Genomic DNA, 14,604 nt, shown 5'->3' with positions numbered 1-14,604 from the left:
ATGCGGATGTTTAGTGGGCATGGCCGTGGTCATGGTCGCCGTGCGCGCCGGGGCTGCCCGCGTTGGCGCGGACTTCAACCTGCACGGTCTGCTCTTTCGCGCCTTTGAATTTCAGCGTCAGCGGGAATTTGTCGCCCGGTTTCAACGGTTTTTTCAAACCCATCAGCATAACGTGGTAGCCGCCCGGTTTGAGCGAAGCGATTTCGCCTTTGGCGATTTTGATGCCGCCCTTCACTTCCTGCATACGCATACCCATGGCTTTCTGACCGGTTTTCGGGTCGGTGAGCATCGCGTGGATGTGCTCATGGATTTCCACGCTTTTCGCCACGGGGCTGCTGCCGCCGATCAGAGCGATTTCTTTGGGCGTGTCGTTTTCCATATCCATGAAAACGCCGCCGTTTTTCATGCCGCCCACGGTTTCGCGCGCCCAAGAGTTTTGGATAACCACGCCTTCTGCAAAGGCGGCCTGGCAGAACAGAGTTGCCGCTGCGGCTATAAGTAATTTTTTCATACTGCTTTCCTTTCAAAAAACGGTTGTCAAAAGAAGTCGCCGAAACCGAAAGCTCGTGCGGACGACAGGCAGACTATAAGTCTGTTATATGGTATCAATCAAGGGAAAAGTTTGACCCGCCTCAAAAAACATTGAAACCGTATTCGCGCCACAACGCAATAAACCACAGCAGCGCCAAAAGCAGCAGTGCGAGAAACTGCGCCGCCGAGCAGACGTCTTTCGCCCGCTTGGCCAGCGGGTGTTTTTCCAGCGAAGTATGGTCTACCGCCGCTTCCACACCCGTATTGAACAATTCGACAATCAGGCACAAAAAAGAAGCCGCCAGCAGCACCATCTGCGTCGTCGGCCCGAAGCGCAGTACGAAGGCCAGCACCACCAGCGGCACATTGAGCCACAAAAGCTGGCGGAAGCCCTGCTCTTCGCAGGCGGCTTTGAAACCGTCGAGCGAATAGCCCCAGGCGTTAATGATGCGGCGCAGGCCGGTTTTGCCTTTGATTTGTGCGGCGTAGCTGTCGTGGTTGTTTTTTTCCATAAATTCCCTTTTAAAACATGATGCAAAACGGGATTCAGGCCGTCTGAAAGCAAAGTTTCAACGGAGTTAAAACCGTTTTTTGCTTTTCAGGCGGCCTATTCGTCCTCTTCGTCGTCCCAATCTTCTTCCTCTTCCCCGATATATTCTCTAATCAGGTCGTCCAACGTGCCCGCTCCGCCGTATTCTTGCGCGAGGGGCAGGATTTCGCCGCTGTCGTGGGCAAAGAGGAACAATTCGTTGCTGTCCGCACCCAGCAGGATTTTGTCGCCACTGCCGTTGTCGGCGATGGCGATGAAGTGCTCATAACCGGTCAAACCCGCATCTTGCGCGGCTTGGCGGAACCATTGGGTTTGGGTGATGAGGCCGCCGTCCGGATTGCGGCGGTCGTAAAATTCCAAACCGAGATAGCACGAACCGAATTCGGAAATAATTTCTTGATACAGAGAGTTGAGACGCAGGTTCAGCGTCTGTTCGATTTCGGCGATGTCCTGCGGCGTATTCGGCGTGCCTGCGGTTTCGCCCATATCGTTTTCGGCGAAAAAGTGGCGGATAAGTTCGATCAGCTCCATTTTGCTTCCTTAAATTAAATGAAAATAACAGGCCGTCTGAAAAACGGGAAACGGGATTCGGCTGTATCCAAGCCGTGCTTTCAGACGGCCTCCGTTTAACGGAAAACCTGAAAATACAAAAATATGCCTATGATTACCGCGCCGTGGGCGAAGTTGAGGTACAGCAGAAATACCGCCAGCCTGCGCACCGTGCGGTAATCGCCGTCGGAGCAGGCAAGCTGCGGCGGTCTGGCGGGATGGCTCTTTAAAAAGAAAGCGTAGCGATAGCGCAACCGATAAATGTCGAACACAAAATACATATCCGACGGCCTGCCCGCCGCTTCGTAAAGTGTGCCGTCGGCGCGCAAAGCATCCCAAACGGTTTGCGAGCGGCTGTTAACCCACAGGGGAAACACCGTCAGAACAATCAGATAAACCGTTACCAGATAAGAAGCATCAGGCACGGCGTACCTCCGTTGGGCGGCGTCGGTTAATCATACGAAGGCCGTCTGAAAGGTTTCAGACGGCCTTAAAGCCTTTTTCAGACGGCCTCTTCCACCGCATCGACAAAGCGGGCGGGCACATCGTAGCCTTTTTGCTGCGTGATTTCCTGAAAGCCCGTCGGACTGGTGACGTTCACTTCGGTGAGGTTTTCGCCGATGATGTCCAAACCGGCCAGGAGGATGCCGCGCCGTTTGAGTTCGGGGGCGAGGGTTTCGGCGATTTCGCGGTCGCGTGCCGACAAGTCCTGCGCCACGCCGCGCCCGCCCGCCGCCAGATTGCCGCGCGTTTCGCCCTGCTGCGGGATGCGCGCCAGCGCGTAGGGGACGACTTCGCCGCCGATTACCAGCACGCGTTTGTCGCCCTTGACGATATCGGGCAGGTAACGCTGCGCCATGATGGTGCGCGTTTCGAGCCGCATCAGGGTTTCCAGAATGCTGCCGATGTTGGGATCTTGTTTGGTGAGGCGGAAAATGCCCATACCGCCCATGCCGTCGAGCGGTTTGACGATGATGTCGCCATGTTCGGCGAGAAAGGCGCGCACGTCGGCGGCACGGGTGGTGACGATGGTGGTGGGAGCGAACTGCGGGAAGTTCAAAACCGCCAGTTTTTCGTTGAAATCGCGCATCGCCTGGCCGCTATTGAACACTTTCGCGCCCTGCCCTTCGGCCAGCGTCAGAAGCTGGGTGGCGTAGAGATACTGCATATCGAAGGGCGGGTCGGTGCGCATAATCACGGCATCAAATTCGTTTAAGGCCGTCTGAACGGGACTTTCGGCGCGGAACCAGGCATAGTCGCTGTTGTTTTTCGCGCCGAGAAATTCAAAGGGCGCGGCCTGTGCCAGCACGCGGCCGCCCTGCACGGAAAGTTCGCCCGCAAGCGTGTGAAACAGCGCATGGCCGCGCCGCGCCGCTTCGCGCATCATCGAGTAAGTGGTGTCCTTATAGGTTTTGAAACCCGCCATCGGGTCGGCAATAAACAGGATTTTCATCGGCATTCCTCCGGTTGCAAACGGCCGCCATGATAGCAAGAAACGCCTGCACCCGTCAGCGCGGCTGCTATACTGCGGCCGTCTGAAACAAGGCCGTCTGAAACAAGGCCGTCTGAAAACATGGAAAACCAAGCCTGCCCCTGCTGCTCCGCCCTGCCCTACCGCGACTGCTGCCTGCCGCCGCACCTCGGCCGGCCCGCCGCCGACGCCCCCGCACTGATGCGCTCGCGCTACGCCGCCTATGTTTTGCAGCTGACCGATTACATCGTCGCCACCACCGTGCCCGCGCAGCAGCGGCTGCTCGATGCCGCCGCCATCGCCGCATGGAGCCGCGAATCGCAGTGGCTCGGCCTCGAAGTTTTCGATTTCCAAACCCTGCCGGGCGGACGGCACGCACTGGTGGACTTCGCCGCCCGTTTCGTCGATGCCGATGGAAAAGAGCAGACGCACCGCGAGCTGTCCGCCTTCGTACGCAGCGGCGGCCGCTGGTATTTCATCGATCCCACCGTTTCCCTGCCCGCGCCGCAAACGCCGTGTTTCTGCGGCTCGGGCAGGAAATTCAAAAGCTGCTGCGGACGGTTTTTCCGCTGACAGAGGCCGTCCCCGCGTAGGCGGGGACGGCCTCCAAATAATCCATACCTATCTATAAGGAGTAGCAGACATGAGCATCAAAGACTGGCCGGAAGGCGAGCGGCCGCGCGAGAAGCTGTCCGTCCTCGGCGCGGGTGCGCTGAGCGACGCGGAGCTGCTGGCCGTGCTGCTGCGCACCGGCATCAAAGGCATGAGCGCGGTGGATTTGGCGCGTTACCTGTTAAAAGAGTTCGGCAGCCTCGGCCGCCTGATGAGCGCGCCCGAGCGCGAGCTGGTGCGGCACAAGGGCATGGGGCAGGCCAGCTTCACCCAGTTTGCCGTCGTGCGCGAAATCGGCCGCCGCGTGCTGGCCGAAGAGCTGCGCGAAGGCGACCTGATCGCCGACCCGCAGGCCGCCGCCGATTTCCTGCGCCTGCAACTGGGACACGAGCGCGTCGAAGTCAGCCTCGCCCTGCTGCTCAACAGCCGCAACCGCCTGATCGACTGCGTGGAACTCGCGCGCGGCACGCTGGCGGAAAACGCGGTATACGTGCGCGAAGTGGTCAAACTCGCCCTCGAGCGCCACGCCGCCGCCGTCATCCTCGCCCACAACCACCCCGGCGGCTCGCCCGAACCCTCCGCCGCCGACATCGCCTTCACAGGCCGTCTGAAACAGGCTTTGGAACTGGTGGACGTGCGCCTGCTCGACCATTTCGTCATCACCGCAAAACAGGCCGTGTCCTTTGCCGCGCGCGGGCTGGTATAGCCGCCCGCCGCTTTCAGACGGCCTGTCTTCCCTGCGGCGAAAGGGGTACAATGCCCGCCGTTTTGCCACCGCACAAGGAATCATCATGCAAACCTCGCTTCTGCCCTTTTTCGGCGTTATCCGCGTCACAGGCGACGACCGCGCCGCCTTCCTCCACGGCCAGCTCTCCAACCACATCGAAGACCTCGCCGAAGGCCAAGCCTGCTACGCCACCTACAACACGCCCAAAGGCCGCGTCATCGCCAATATGATTGTTGCCAACCGCGGTGGCGACATCCTGCTGGTGCTGGCAAAAGACCTTGCCGAAGCCGTCGCCAAACGCCTGCGTATGTTTGTGCTGCGTGCAAAAGCCGCGTTTGAAATTCTGGAAACCCACGGCGCGGCCTGCCGCCTCGCCGACGGCCTCGCGCCGCAGCCCGCCACCGAGCCGCATCTGGCCTTCGCTTTCACCGTTTCAGACGGCCTTATCGAGATTCCCCTGCCGCACGGCGGCGTGTTCCTCATCGGAGAAACCGCCGCTCTGCCCGCCTATGACGCAGCCGCCGAAAACGCCTGGAAGCTGCACGAAATCCGCAGCGGCTATCCGTGGATCAGCGCCGCCACCAAAGAAAGCTGCGTCGCGCAGATGCTCAACCAGCACACCATCGGCGGCGTGCATTTCCGCAAAGGCTGCTACCCCGGCCAGGAAATCATCGCCCGCGCCCAATACCGCGGCCAGGTCAAACGCGGCCTCGCCGTACTCGCCTCGCCCGCGCCGCAGGCCGAAGGCGCGGCCGTGTTGCAGGACGCGGCGGAAGCGGGCATCGTCATCAACAGCGCTGCCGATGCCGAGGGCAGTCTCAGCCTCGCCGTTATCAAACACAGCGCGGCCGCCGCCCCGCTGGCCGATGCCGCAGGCAACCCCTTCGCGCAGCAGGCAATCTTCTTCGCCAGCGAAACGGCGGAATAACACCCCGAACGCATCCCCGCCCCACGGCGCACAGCACAGCCCTCCTGTCTGTGCGCCGCCGCTTTTGTGCCGCCCCGCGTTTCGCGCTTTTTGCTTTTCCGTTATAGTGAAACAAAATAGAAAAGATACAAGGCAGCAAACCGCAGACAATACAAGTAGTACGGGGCAGGTTTTCTTGGCATTTTTAATGCCGTAGAAAACCGCCCTCTTTGAGCTAAGGCGCAGCAACGCCGTAGATTTTTTATTTTGTTTCACTATACAATCAAACGTCGTTTTACCGACGGACACCCTTTTCAGACGGCCTCAAAGGCCGTCTGAAAACGCCCAATCCGCCCGCAGAACTCCCACATCAGAATAAAACACAAGGAACACCATGCCGACCAAAATCCTGCTTCCCGCCCTCCTCTTCGTCCCCGCCGCCGCCCTTGCCGCCACACCCGACGGCACGCAACTGGGTCTCGCCTGGGGCATCCCCTTCGCCCTTATCCTCCTCTCCATCGCCACCGGCCCGCTCTTCTTTGCCCACACCTGGCACCATCATTTCGGCAAAATCACTGCCCTGCTGACGCTGCTTTTCCTCGTCCCCTTCACCTTTGTTTACGGCATCGGCGCGGGCGTCGGCACCGTCGTCCACGCCCTGGTCGAAGAATACATCCCCTTCATCCTCCTGCTGCTCGCCCTCTACACCGTCTCCGGCGGCATTCTCGTTTGGGGCAACCTGCACGGCTCGCCGAAAACCAACACCGCCATCCTCGCTATCGGCACGCTGCTGGCTTCCGTGATGGGCACAACGGGCGCGGCCATGCTGATGATACGTCCGCTGCTCAAAGCCAACGACGAGCGCAAACACCGCGTCCACAGCATCATCTTCTTCATCTTCCTTGTTGCCAACATCGGCGGCGGCCTCACCCCGCTAGGCGATCCGCCCCTCTTCCTCGGCTTCTTGAAAGGCGTCGACTTTATGTGGACGGTCAAACACATGCTGCCGCCCGTCCTCATCAGCAGCGCGGTTCTGCTCACCCTCTATTACTTCCTCGACCGCCACTACTACGCCCGCGAAGACGAAATCGTCCCCTGCAACCACGGCTTCGACGACAAACTGAAAATCCACGGCAAACGCAACTTCTTCCTGCTTGCCGGCATCGTCGGCGCGGTATTGCTCTCCGGCATCTGGAAACCCGGCGTTTCCCTCGACATCCTCGGCAGCCACTATGAGCTGCAAAACCTCGTCCGCGACGGCCTGCTGCTCGCCTTCACCGTCATCTCCCTCGCCATCACCCCCAAACAGGTGCGCGCCGGTAACGAATTCAACTGGGAGCCCATCGCCGAAGTCGGCAAACTCTTCCTCGGCATCTTCATCACCATCGCCCCCGTCCTCGCCATCCTCAAAGCGGGCGGACAAGGCGCGCTTGCGGGCGTCGTTTCCCTCGTTCACGACAGTGCGGGCAACCCCGTCAACACCATGTATTTCTGGATGTCCGGCCTCTTGTCCGCCTTCCTCGACAACGCCCCCACCTACCTCGTCTTCTTCAACCTGGCAGGCGGCGACCCGCACACCCTGATGAACGGACACCTCTTCCACACCCTGCTCGCCGTTTCCATGGGCTCGGTCTTCATGGGCGCGCTCAGTTACATCGGCAACGCCCCCAACTTCATGGTCAAATCCATCGCCGAACAGCGCAAAGTCCCCATGCCCGCGTTCTTCGGCTACATGGCCTGGTCGTTCGGCATCCTCGTCCCCCTCTTTATCCTGCACACCCTTATCTTCTTCGTGTGGCAGATTTTTTAGGACGGGAAAGCCGCCAAAATATTGATTGCCAACACACCCTAATACGAAAGGCCGTCTGAAAGGCAAAAGGCCGTCTGAAAAATACTTTTCAGACGGCCTTTTGCCAACCGAACGGCGGTGCTCAACCGTTTTTCCGCACAAACTCCGCCATAAACTCCGCCAGCGCCGCCACGCCCGCCAAGGGCATGGCGTTGTAAATACTGGCGCGCATACCGCCAACCGTTTTATAGCCTTTGAGCTGGCGCAGGCCGCACAGCGCGGCTTCGCGCACGAAGCGATCGTCCAAACCGGCATCGCCGGTGGTAAAAACCACATTCATTTTCGAGCGTGCTTCGGGAGCGACATGGTTGCGGTAGAAACCGCCGCTGCCGTCGACGGCGCGGTAAAGCAGTTCGGCCTTGACGCGGTTGGCCTCCTCGATTGCGCCGACACCGCCCTGCGTTTGCAGCCAGCGCAGCACCAGCCCTGCGATATAGATGGGATAAGTGGCGGGCGTGTTGTACATCCCCTGCCTGTCCGCGTGCGCCTTGTAATTCCACACGGCGGGAATGCTGTCGGGACAGCGTGCCAGCAAATCCTCGCGGACAATGACGATGGTCACGCCCGCCGGCCCCAGGTTTTTCTGCGCTCCCGCGTAAATCAGGCCGAAATCGGCCACATTGATGCGCCGCGACAGGATTTCGCTCGACATATCGCACACCAGGGGCGGCAGGCCGTCTGAAAGACGCGGCATTTCGCCGTATTGCAGGCCGTCTACCGTTTCGTTGGCGGCAAAATGGACGAAAGCCGACTCGGTACAAATGTCCCAATCGCCAACGGACGGCAGCGTTTTCAGGCCGTCGCGCTCCCCGCCCTGCGCGGCAAGGCGGATTTGCGCCGCAGTGAGTTTGCCCATCTGCTCGTGCGCAATCCGCGACCAGTTGCCCGTCACCACCGAATCGATGCTGGCAAAACCGTGTGCCAGATTCATCGCCACCTGGCTGAACTGCGCGCTCGCGCCGCCTTGCAGAAACAAAACGGCATAGTTCGACGGCACGCCGAGCAGCTGGCGCAAATCCTGTTCGGCATGATGAAGGATGCTTTGAAATTCGGGCGAACGGTGGCTCATCGCCATCACGGAAACGCCCGTGCCGTTGTAGTCGAGCATCTCGTGTTGCGCGGTACGCAGCACGGCTTCGGGCAGCACGGCAGGGCCGGCGGAAAAATTGTAAACGGTGCTCATGGTTCGGTTCTCCTGTTCTTTATATATATATTGTTGCGCGGCGGACGCGGCAAATGCTTTTCAGACGGCCTTTTTGCGGTTTTCAGACGGCCTCACGGAGCGTGTCCGCACGCGGGAGGCGCATTCTATGCCGCCGAAAACGTTTCATCAACGCCGCCCGGATTAGCAGGCCGTCTGAAACCGCTGAAAGCTATGGTTTTCTTTTGTGCGCAAACCCGCTATAATGCGCAAAATTTTTCAAGTCACACTGAGAAATGGCCGCCCGGCCATTTTTTTATTTTCAACGGAAACAAAATGGACATTCAAAACCTGTTGGACAAAACCCTGCCCGGGCTGGGCTACGAACCGGTCGATTTCGAAATGACGCCGCAGGGCACGCTGCGCGTCTTCATCGACAAAGAAGGCGGCATCACCGTGGAAGACTGCGTCACCGTCAGCAACCACCTCAGCCGCCTGTTTATCGTCGAAGACGTGGACTACAAAAACCTCGAAATTTCCAGCCCCGGCCTCGACCGTCCGCTGAAAAAAGCCGCCGACTTCGTACGCTTTGCCGGACAGGAAGCCAAAATCAAAACCCGCCTGCCCATCGAAGGACAAAAAAACTTCATCGGCCGCATCGAAAGCTGCGACGGCGAAACCGTCACCTTGTCGTCCGACGGCAAAACCGCCGCCATCGCGCTCGACAACATCGACAAAGCCCGTCTGAAACCCGAATTCAAATTTTAACCATCCGCCATTCCCCAATTCATATTTAGGAGACCGATTATGAGCCGCGAAATGCTCCAGCTGGCCGAAGCCCTCGCCAGCGAGAAAAACGTAGACACAGAAGTCGTTTTCGACGCCCTCGAATTCGCCCTGTCCACCGCCGCCAAGAAAAAGGCCGGCCGCGAACACATGGATGTGCGCGTCGAAATCGACCGCGACACCGGCGAATACCGTACCTTCCGCCGCTGGCTGATTGTCGCCGACGAAGACTACACCTACCCCGACGTGGAAAAAACCATCGAGGAAATCCAAGAGGAAATCCCCGACACCGCCATCCAAATCGGCGAATACTACGAAGAACAGATTGAAAACGAAGGCTTCGGCCGCCAGGCGGCCATGACCGCCAAGCAAATCATCCTGCAACGCATCCGCGACGCCGAACGCGAAAAAGTCCTGGGCGACTTTCTCGCCAACCGCGAAGACATCGTTATCGGCTCGGTCAAACGCGTCGAACGCCACGGCATCATCGTCGAACTCATCCCCGGCAAACTTGACGCCCTGATTCCGCGCGACCAGTGCATCCCGCGCGAAAACTTCCGCAGCGGCGACCGCATCCGCGCCCTCTTCGTGCGCGTCGAAGAAATCGGCCAGTCCGGCCGCAAACAGGTCATCCTCAGCCGCTCCTCGCGCGAATTCCTCGCCAAACTCTTCGAGCAGGAAGTGCCCGAAATCGCCGACGGCCTGCTGGAAATCCGCGAAGCCGCCCGCGATCCCGGCCACCGTGCCAAAATCGCCGTCAAAGCCAACGACCAGCGCATCGACCCGCAGGGCACCTGCATCGGCGTGCGCGGCAGCCGCGTCAACGCCGTTACCAACGAAATCGGCGGCGAGCGCATCGATGTGGTGCTGTGGTCGCCCGACACCGCCCAATTCGTCATCAACGCCCTCTCGCCCGCCGAAGTGAGCCGCATCGTGATTGACGAAGACAACCACGCCGTCGACGTCATCGTTACCGAAGACCAGCTTGCGCCGGCCATCGGCCGCGGCGGCCAAAACGTGCGCCTGGCCGCCGACCTCACCGGCTGGCAGCTCAACATTATGACCGTGGAAGAAGCCGAAGAGCGCCACGCCGCCGAAGACGCAGCCATCCGCAGCCTGTTCACCGAACACCTCAACGTCGACGAAGAAACCGCCGACGTACTGGTGCAGGAAGGCTTCGCCACGCTGGAAGAAATCGCCTATGTGCCGTCTGAAGAGCTGGTGGAAATCGGCTTCGACGACGCTACCGTCGATACCCTGCGCGGCCGTGCCCGCGACGCCATCCTGTCGCTGGCCATGGCACAGGAAGAAAAACTGGAAGAAATCGACGAAGACCTGCGCACCCTCGAGGGCATGGACGAAGACATGCTGCGCGATCTGGCGCAGGCAGGCGTCACCACCCGCGACGATCTGGCCGAACTGGCCGTCGACGAACTGATAGAAATCACCGGTGTGGAAACCGGCGAAGCCGAGAAAATCATTCTCGCCGCCCGCGCCCACTGGTTTGAAACCAACGAACAATAAGGAGGCACCCGTATGAGCACCAGCACAGTAGAACAATTTGCCGCCGAATCGAAAATGTCCGTCGAGCGCATGCTCGAACACCTGAAAAAACACGGCATCGCCAAAAGCAGCGGCAGCGACACCCTGACCGAAGCCGACAAAGCGCACCTGCGCGCCCAAACCGTGGGCAGCACCATCAGCATCAACCGCACCAAAGTGGAAAAAAGCACTGTGGCGGGAGTGGCCGTGGAGCGCCGCCGCAGCCGCAAAGTCGTGATTCCGTCGGCAGCCGAAGCGGCCGCCGTTCAGACGGCCTCCGAGCCCGCAGCCGCAGAACCCGCACCGCAGCCTGCCATTCAGACGGCCTCCGAACCTGACAACGCACCCGCCGCCGCACAAGACGACACCCGCGCCGCCGCACGCGCCGCGGCCGAGGCGGAAGCGGCCAAAGTGCGTGCCGCCGCCCAGCAGAAAGCGCAGAGCGCCAAAGCCGAACCGGTCAAACAGGCAGCAGCAGAAGCCGCAGCTGAAACGTCCGCCGTTCAGACGGCCTCCGAGCCTGCGGCCGCAGAACCCGCAGCAAAAGAAACCGCCAAAACCGAAGCTGCCGCCAAAGACGGCAAACCGGCGAAAAAAGCCCGCGAGAAAAAAGCGAAAGAACCCAAGCCGCTGCCGACACCTGTGGAAGTCGTCAACGCCCAAGAGGCAGAACGCCGCGCCGAAGAAGAGCGCCGCGCCCAAGCCTTCCGCGAGCATCAGGAAAAACTGCTGCGTGAAAAACAAGAACGCGCAGAGCGGCAGGAGCGCCGCGAAGCCGCGAAAAAACAGGCGCAGGAAGAAGCCCGCGCCGCCAAAGCGGGCGGCCAGCGCAGCGCCAAACCCAGTGAGCAGAAACCCCTGTCAGCCGCATCCGCCCAACCAGCCAAATCCGCCGCCGCACCTGCCGACAACGGCACAGGCAGCGGCCGTAAAAAAGACGAGCGTCGCAACAGCCGCGACGACGAAGGCCAAGGCCGCAACGCCAAAGGCAAAGGCGGCAAGGGCGGCCGAGACCGCAACGCCGGACGCGACGACGAGCGCGTGCGCGGCGGCAAAAAAGGCAAGAAACTCAAACTCGAGCCCAACCAGCACAGCTTCCAGGCACCCACCGAACCCGTCGTGCACGAAGTTCTTGTGCCTGAAACCATCACCGTAGCCGATTTGGCGCACAAAATGGCGGTGAAAGGCGTGGAAGTGGTCAAGGCCCTGATGAAGATGGGCATGATGGTCACCATCAACCAATCGCTCGACCAGGACACCGCGCTGATTGTGGTGGAAGAACTCGGCCACATCGGCAAACCCGCCGCCGCCGACGACCCCGAAGCCTTCTTGGAAGACGGCGCCGCGCAGAGCGATGCCGAAGCCCTGCCGCGTCCGCCCGTCGTTACCGTGATGGGTCACGTCGACCACGGCAAAACCTCGCTGCTCGACTACATCCGCCGCGCCAAAGTGGTGCAGGGCGAAGCGGGCGGCATCACCCAGCACATCGGCGCCTACCACGTGAACACCCCGCGCGGCGTCGTAACCTTCCTTGATACGCCGGGACACGAAGCCTTTACCGCCATGCGCGCGCGCGGCGCGAAAGCCACCGACATCGTGATTCTGGTGGTGGCCGCCGACGACGGCGTGATGCCGCAGACCATCGAAGCCATCGCCCACGCCAAAGCGGCGGGCGTGCCGATCGTCGTGGCCGTCAACAAAATCGATAAGGAAGCCGCCAATCCCGAGCGCATCCGCCAAGAGCTGACCGCGCACGAAGTGATCGACCAGGTTTGGGGCGGCGACGTGCAGTTTGTCGACGTGTCCGCCAAAAAAGGCACCAATATCGACGCCCTGCTCGAAGCCGTGCTGCTCGAAGCCGAAGTGCTGGAACTGAAAGCCCCCGTCGCCGCGCCCGCCAAAGGCATCATCGTCGAAGCCCGTCTGGACAAAGGACGCGGTGCCGTCGCCACCCTGCTGGTGCAGAGCGGCACGCTGAAAAAAGGCGACATGCTCTTGGCCGGTACCGCTTTCGGCAAAATCCGCGCCATGACCGACGAAAACGGCAAAGCCATCAGCGAAGCCGGCCCGTCGATTCCCGTTGAAATCCTCGGTTTGTCCGACGTACCCAACGCCGGAGAAGACGCCATGGTATTGGCCGACGAGAAAAAAGCGCGTGAAATCGCCCTGTTCCGCCAAGGCAAATACCGCGACGTGCGTCTGGCCAAACAGCAGGCCGCCAAGCTGGAAAACATGTTCAGCAATATGGGCGAGAACCAGGCGCAGTCGCTGTCGGTTATCATCAAGGCCGACGTTCAGGGCTCTTACGAAGCGCTTTCAGGCAGCCTGAAAAAACTGTCCACCGACGAAGTGAGAGTCAACGTACTGCACAGCGGCGTCGGCGGCATCACCGAATCCGACGTCAATCTGGCGATTGCCTCCGGCGCCTTCATCATTGGCTTTAACGTACGCGCCGACGCCTCCGCCCGCAAGCTGGCCGAAAACGAAGACGTGGAAATCCGCTACTACAACATCATCTACGACGCCATCGACGACGTAAAAGCCGCCATGAGCGGCATGCTGGCGCCGGAAGAGAAAGAGCAGATTACCGGCACGGTGGAAATCCGACAGGTCATCAGCGTGTCGAAAGTCGGCAACATCGCCGGCTGTATGGTGACGGACGGCCTCGTCAAACGCGATTCGCACATCCGCCTCATCCGCAACAACGTGGTCATCCACACCGGCGAACTCTCCTCGCTCAAACGCTTCAAAGACGACGTGAAAGAAGTGCGCATGGGCTTCGAGTGCGGCCTGATGATTAAGGGCTACAACGAAATCATGGAAGGCGACCAGCTCGAATGCTTCGACATCGTCGAAGTGGCGCGTTCGCTGTAACAGCCGTCCTACCGCATCAAGGCCGTCTGAAAACCCGAAAAGGGGTTTTCAGACGGCCTTTTTTTTCAGACGGCCTCCGAACAAAACACGGGCAAGAAACCGCAGACCATGCAGGCGATACGGTGCAACCTTACCCGAGCCAACCGTTTCCACCAAACCGCAACAAAGCAAGTCGGCAGATTTTCGTATCGGCAGGAATATTCCGAACACGGTTCAGGCCGTCTGAAAACCGTTTCAGACGGCCTGACAAAGCCAAAAAGCAAGAAATGCCGCCGTCCAAACAGATAAAACCGCCATCCGCAAAAAGGCCGTCTGAAAACAAAGCTGCGTACGGTAAAACGCAGCCCGGGTTTTCAGACGGCCTCTTTAAAGATCAGTTGCCGGATTACTGTTTTTGCAGCGCCGCTTCGGCCTGTTTGACATCGGATTCCAGTTTGGCGATGCGTTCGAGATATTTGGCATAGTTGCGCTCGTTGCCGTAACGGACTTTTTTACCCTCTTCCAATGCTTTTTTTGCCGCCGCGACACGCTGGCGGGCTTCTGCCTGCCCGTTGTCTGCAGGCCGGCTGTCGGTGGCGGGAGCATTGTTTTGTGTTGCAGCCGCAGAAGATACGGAAACGGCGGGCGCAGGCAGCGCCGAGTAGACGGAGGGAGTGCCGAGATCGCTCTTATGGCAGTTGCTGCCGCGCGGATCCTGCGTATAAACGGTGTGACCGGAGGCGTCTTTGCAGGTATAGACGGCGGAATGGGCGGATACGGACGCCGCCAGCAACACGGAGGCCAACAAGATGTTTTTCATAAAAATTCCTTTTTTGATGCTAATTAAAACCAGAGATACCAAGCCGCCAAAAGAACGGCACACAAGACGGTATTCACGGCCAGCACCCAATACCACTGCCGCCTGGTCGGAGGACGGACGGTCAGCGCGGTACGGCTGCGGCGGACATAGAAAAAGGGCGAAAGCAGAATCGAAACGGCAGAGAGCAGGATCACTGCTGCGTAGTAGATTTTTTCTGTCGGCATTTCCCGCCTCCGTCTGTTCGCCATGACGGGATTATATAGCGG

At 59.8% G+C, this 14,604-nt stretch carries 15 protein-coding genes; 7 read left to right on the top strand and 8 right to left on the bottom strand.

Going from position 1 to position 14,604, the window contains the following annotated elements:
- Window positions 1-10: 10 nt before the first annotated feature.
- The 5 genes from CGZ77_RS06600 to gshB form a co-directional block, all read right to left on the bottom strand.
- Window positions 11-511 carry a copper chaperone PCu(A)C gene (locus CGZ77_RS06600; RefSeq protein WP_009425640.1) on the bottom strand — a complete coding sequence of 167 codons (501 nt, stop codon included), beginning with the start codon at window positions 509-511 and terminating at the stop codon, window positions 11-13.
- Window positions 512-632: 121 nt separating this feature from the next.
- A complete protein-coding gene (locus tag CGZ77_RS06595; protein ID WP_094031047.1) occupies window positions 633-1,043 on the bottom strand; it encodes a diacylglycerol kinase in 411 nt (136 codons plus the stop codon).
- A 95-nt stretch (window positions 1,044-1,138) separates the two neighbouring features.
- Window positions 1,139-1,612, bottom strand: coding sequence for an SMI1/KNR4 family protein (locus CGZ77_RS06590; RefSeq protein ID WP_009425642.1), 474 nt, complete (start codon window positions 1,610-1,612; stop codon window positions 1,139-1,141).
- Between the two features lie 95 nt (window positions 1,613-1,707).
- Window positions 1,708-2,055 carry a hypothetical protein gene (locus CGZ77_RS06585; RefSeq protein WP_009425643.1) on the bottom strand — a complete coding sequence of 116 codons (348 nt, stop codon included), beginning with the start codon at window positions 2,053-2,055 and terminating at the stop codon, window positions 1,708-1,710.
- Between the two features lie 77 nt (window positions 2,056-2,132).
- Window positions 2,133-3,083 (bottom strand): glutathione synthase, encoded by a 951-nt coding sequence (gshB, locus tag CGZ77_RS06580; RefSeq protein ID WP_036495760.1) that lies wholly within the window; start codon window positions 3,081-3,083, stop codon window positions 2,133-2,135.
- A gap of 120 nt (window positions 3,084-3,203) precedes the next feature.
- Between gshB and CGZ77_RS06575 the strand changes: the two genes are divergently transcribed.
- The 4 genes from CGZ77_RS06575 to CGZ77_RS06560 all read left to right on the top strand — a co-directional run bounded on the left by CGZ77_RS06575 (window position 3,204) and on the right by CGZ77_RS06560 (window position 7,157).
- Entirely contained in the window at window positions 3,204-3,674 is a 471-nt protein-coding gene (locus CGZ77_RS06575; protein WP_009425645.1) for a YchJ family protein, read from the top strand.
- Between the two features lie 70 nt (window positions 3,675-3,744).
- The gene (gene radC / locus CGZ77_RS06570; protein WP_009425646.1) at window positions 3,745-4,419 is read left to right on the top strand and encodes a DNA repair protein RadC; all 675 of its coding nucleotides are present in this window, start codon (window positions 3,745-3,747) and stop codon (window positions 4,417-4,419) included.
- Between the two features lie 85 nt (window positions 4,420-4,504).
- Window positions 4,505-5,368, top strand: coding sequence for a folate-binding protein YgfZ (locus CGZ77_RS06565; RefSeq protein ID WP_009425647.1), 864 nt, complete (start codon window positions 4,505-4,507; stop codon window positions 5,366-5,368).
- Between the two features lie 373 nt (window positions 5,369-5,741).
- Complete coding sequence (locus CGZ77_RS06560) at window positions 5,742-7,157, top strand: sodium:proton antiporter (protein ID WP_009425649.1); 1,416 nt, start codon at window positions 5,742-5,744, stop codon at window positions 7,155-7,157.
- Between the two features lie 121 nt (window positions 7,158-7,278).
- On the opposite strand, the gene serC is transcribed toward CGZ77_RS06560, so the two are convergent.
- Window positions 7,279-8,379, bottom strand: a complete 1,101-nt coding sequence (serC, locus tag CGZ77_RS06555) for a 3-phosphoserine/phosphohydroxythreonine transaminase (protein ID WP_009425650.1) — start codon at window positions 8,377-8,379, stop codon at window positions 7,279-7,281.
- Window positions 8,380-8,673: 294 nt separating this feature from the next.
- On the opposite strand from serC, the gene rimP reads away from it, so the two are divergent.
- Genes rimP through infB form a run of 3 tightly spaced genes read left to right on the top strand, consistent with a single transcriptional unit; the run spans window position 8,674 to window position 13,539 of the window.
- The gene (rimP, locus tag CGZ77_RS06550; RefSeq protein ID WP_036495793.1) at window positions 8,674-9,105 is read left to right on the top strand and encodes a ribosome maturation factor RimP; all 432 of its coding nucleotides are present in this window, start codon (window positions 8,674-8,676) and stop codon (window positions 9,103-9,105) included.
- Window positions 9,106-9,144: 39 nt separating this feature from the next.
- Window positions 9,145-10,647: a transcription termination factor NusA gene (gene nusA / locus CGZ77_RS06545; protein ID WP_036495763.1), complete on the top strand. Its 1,503-nt coding sequence runs from the start codon at window positions 9,145-9,147 to the stop codon at window positions 10,645-10,647.
- Between the two features lie 12 nt (window positions 10,648-10,659).
- Window positions 10,660-13,539, top strand: a complete 2,880-nt coding sequence (infB, locus tag CGZ77_RS06540; protein ID WP_009425653.1) for a translation initiation factor IF-2 — start codon at window positions 10,660-10,662, stop codon at window positions 13,537-13,539.
- Window positions 13,540-13,924: 385 nt separating this feature from the next.
- Here the strand turns inward: infB and CGZ77_RS06535 are convergent, their stop codons facing one another.
- Window positions 13,925-14,338 carry a DUF4124 domain-containing protein gene (locus CGZ77_RS06535; protein ID WP_009425655.1) on the bottom strand — a complete coding sequence of 138 codons (414 nt, stop codon included), beginning with the start codon at window positions 14,336-14,338 and terminating at the stop codon, window positions 13,925-13,927.
- 23 nt (window positions 14,339-14,361) lie between these two features.
- Window positions 14,362-14,562 (bottom strand): hypothetical protein, encoded by a 201-nt coding sequence (locus tag CGZ77_RS06530; protein WP_009425656.1) that lies wholly within the window; start codon window positions 14,560-14,562, stop codon window positions 14,362-14,364.
- Window positions 14,563-14,604: the final 42 nt, after the last annotated feature.

The sequence above is a fragment of the Neisseria sp. KEM232 genome (assembly GCF_002237445.1).
Taxonomy (GTDB): Bacteria; Pseudomonadota; Gammaproteobacteria; order Burkholderiales; family Neisseriaceae; genus Neisseria.
The sequence above is the reverse complement of the archived record's forward strand: the minus strand, read 5'-3'. Positions and strand labels throughout refer to the sequence as shown.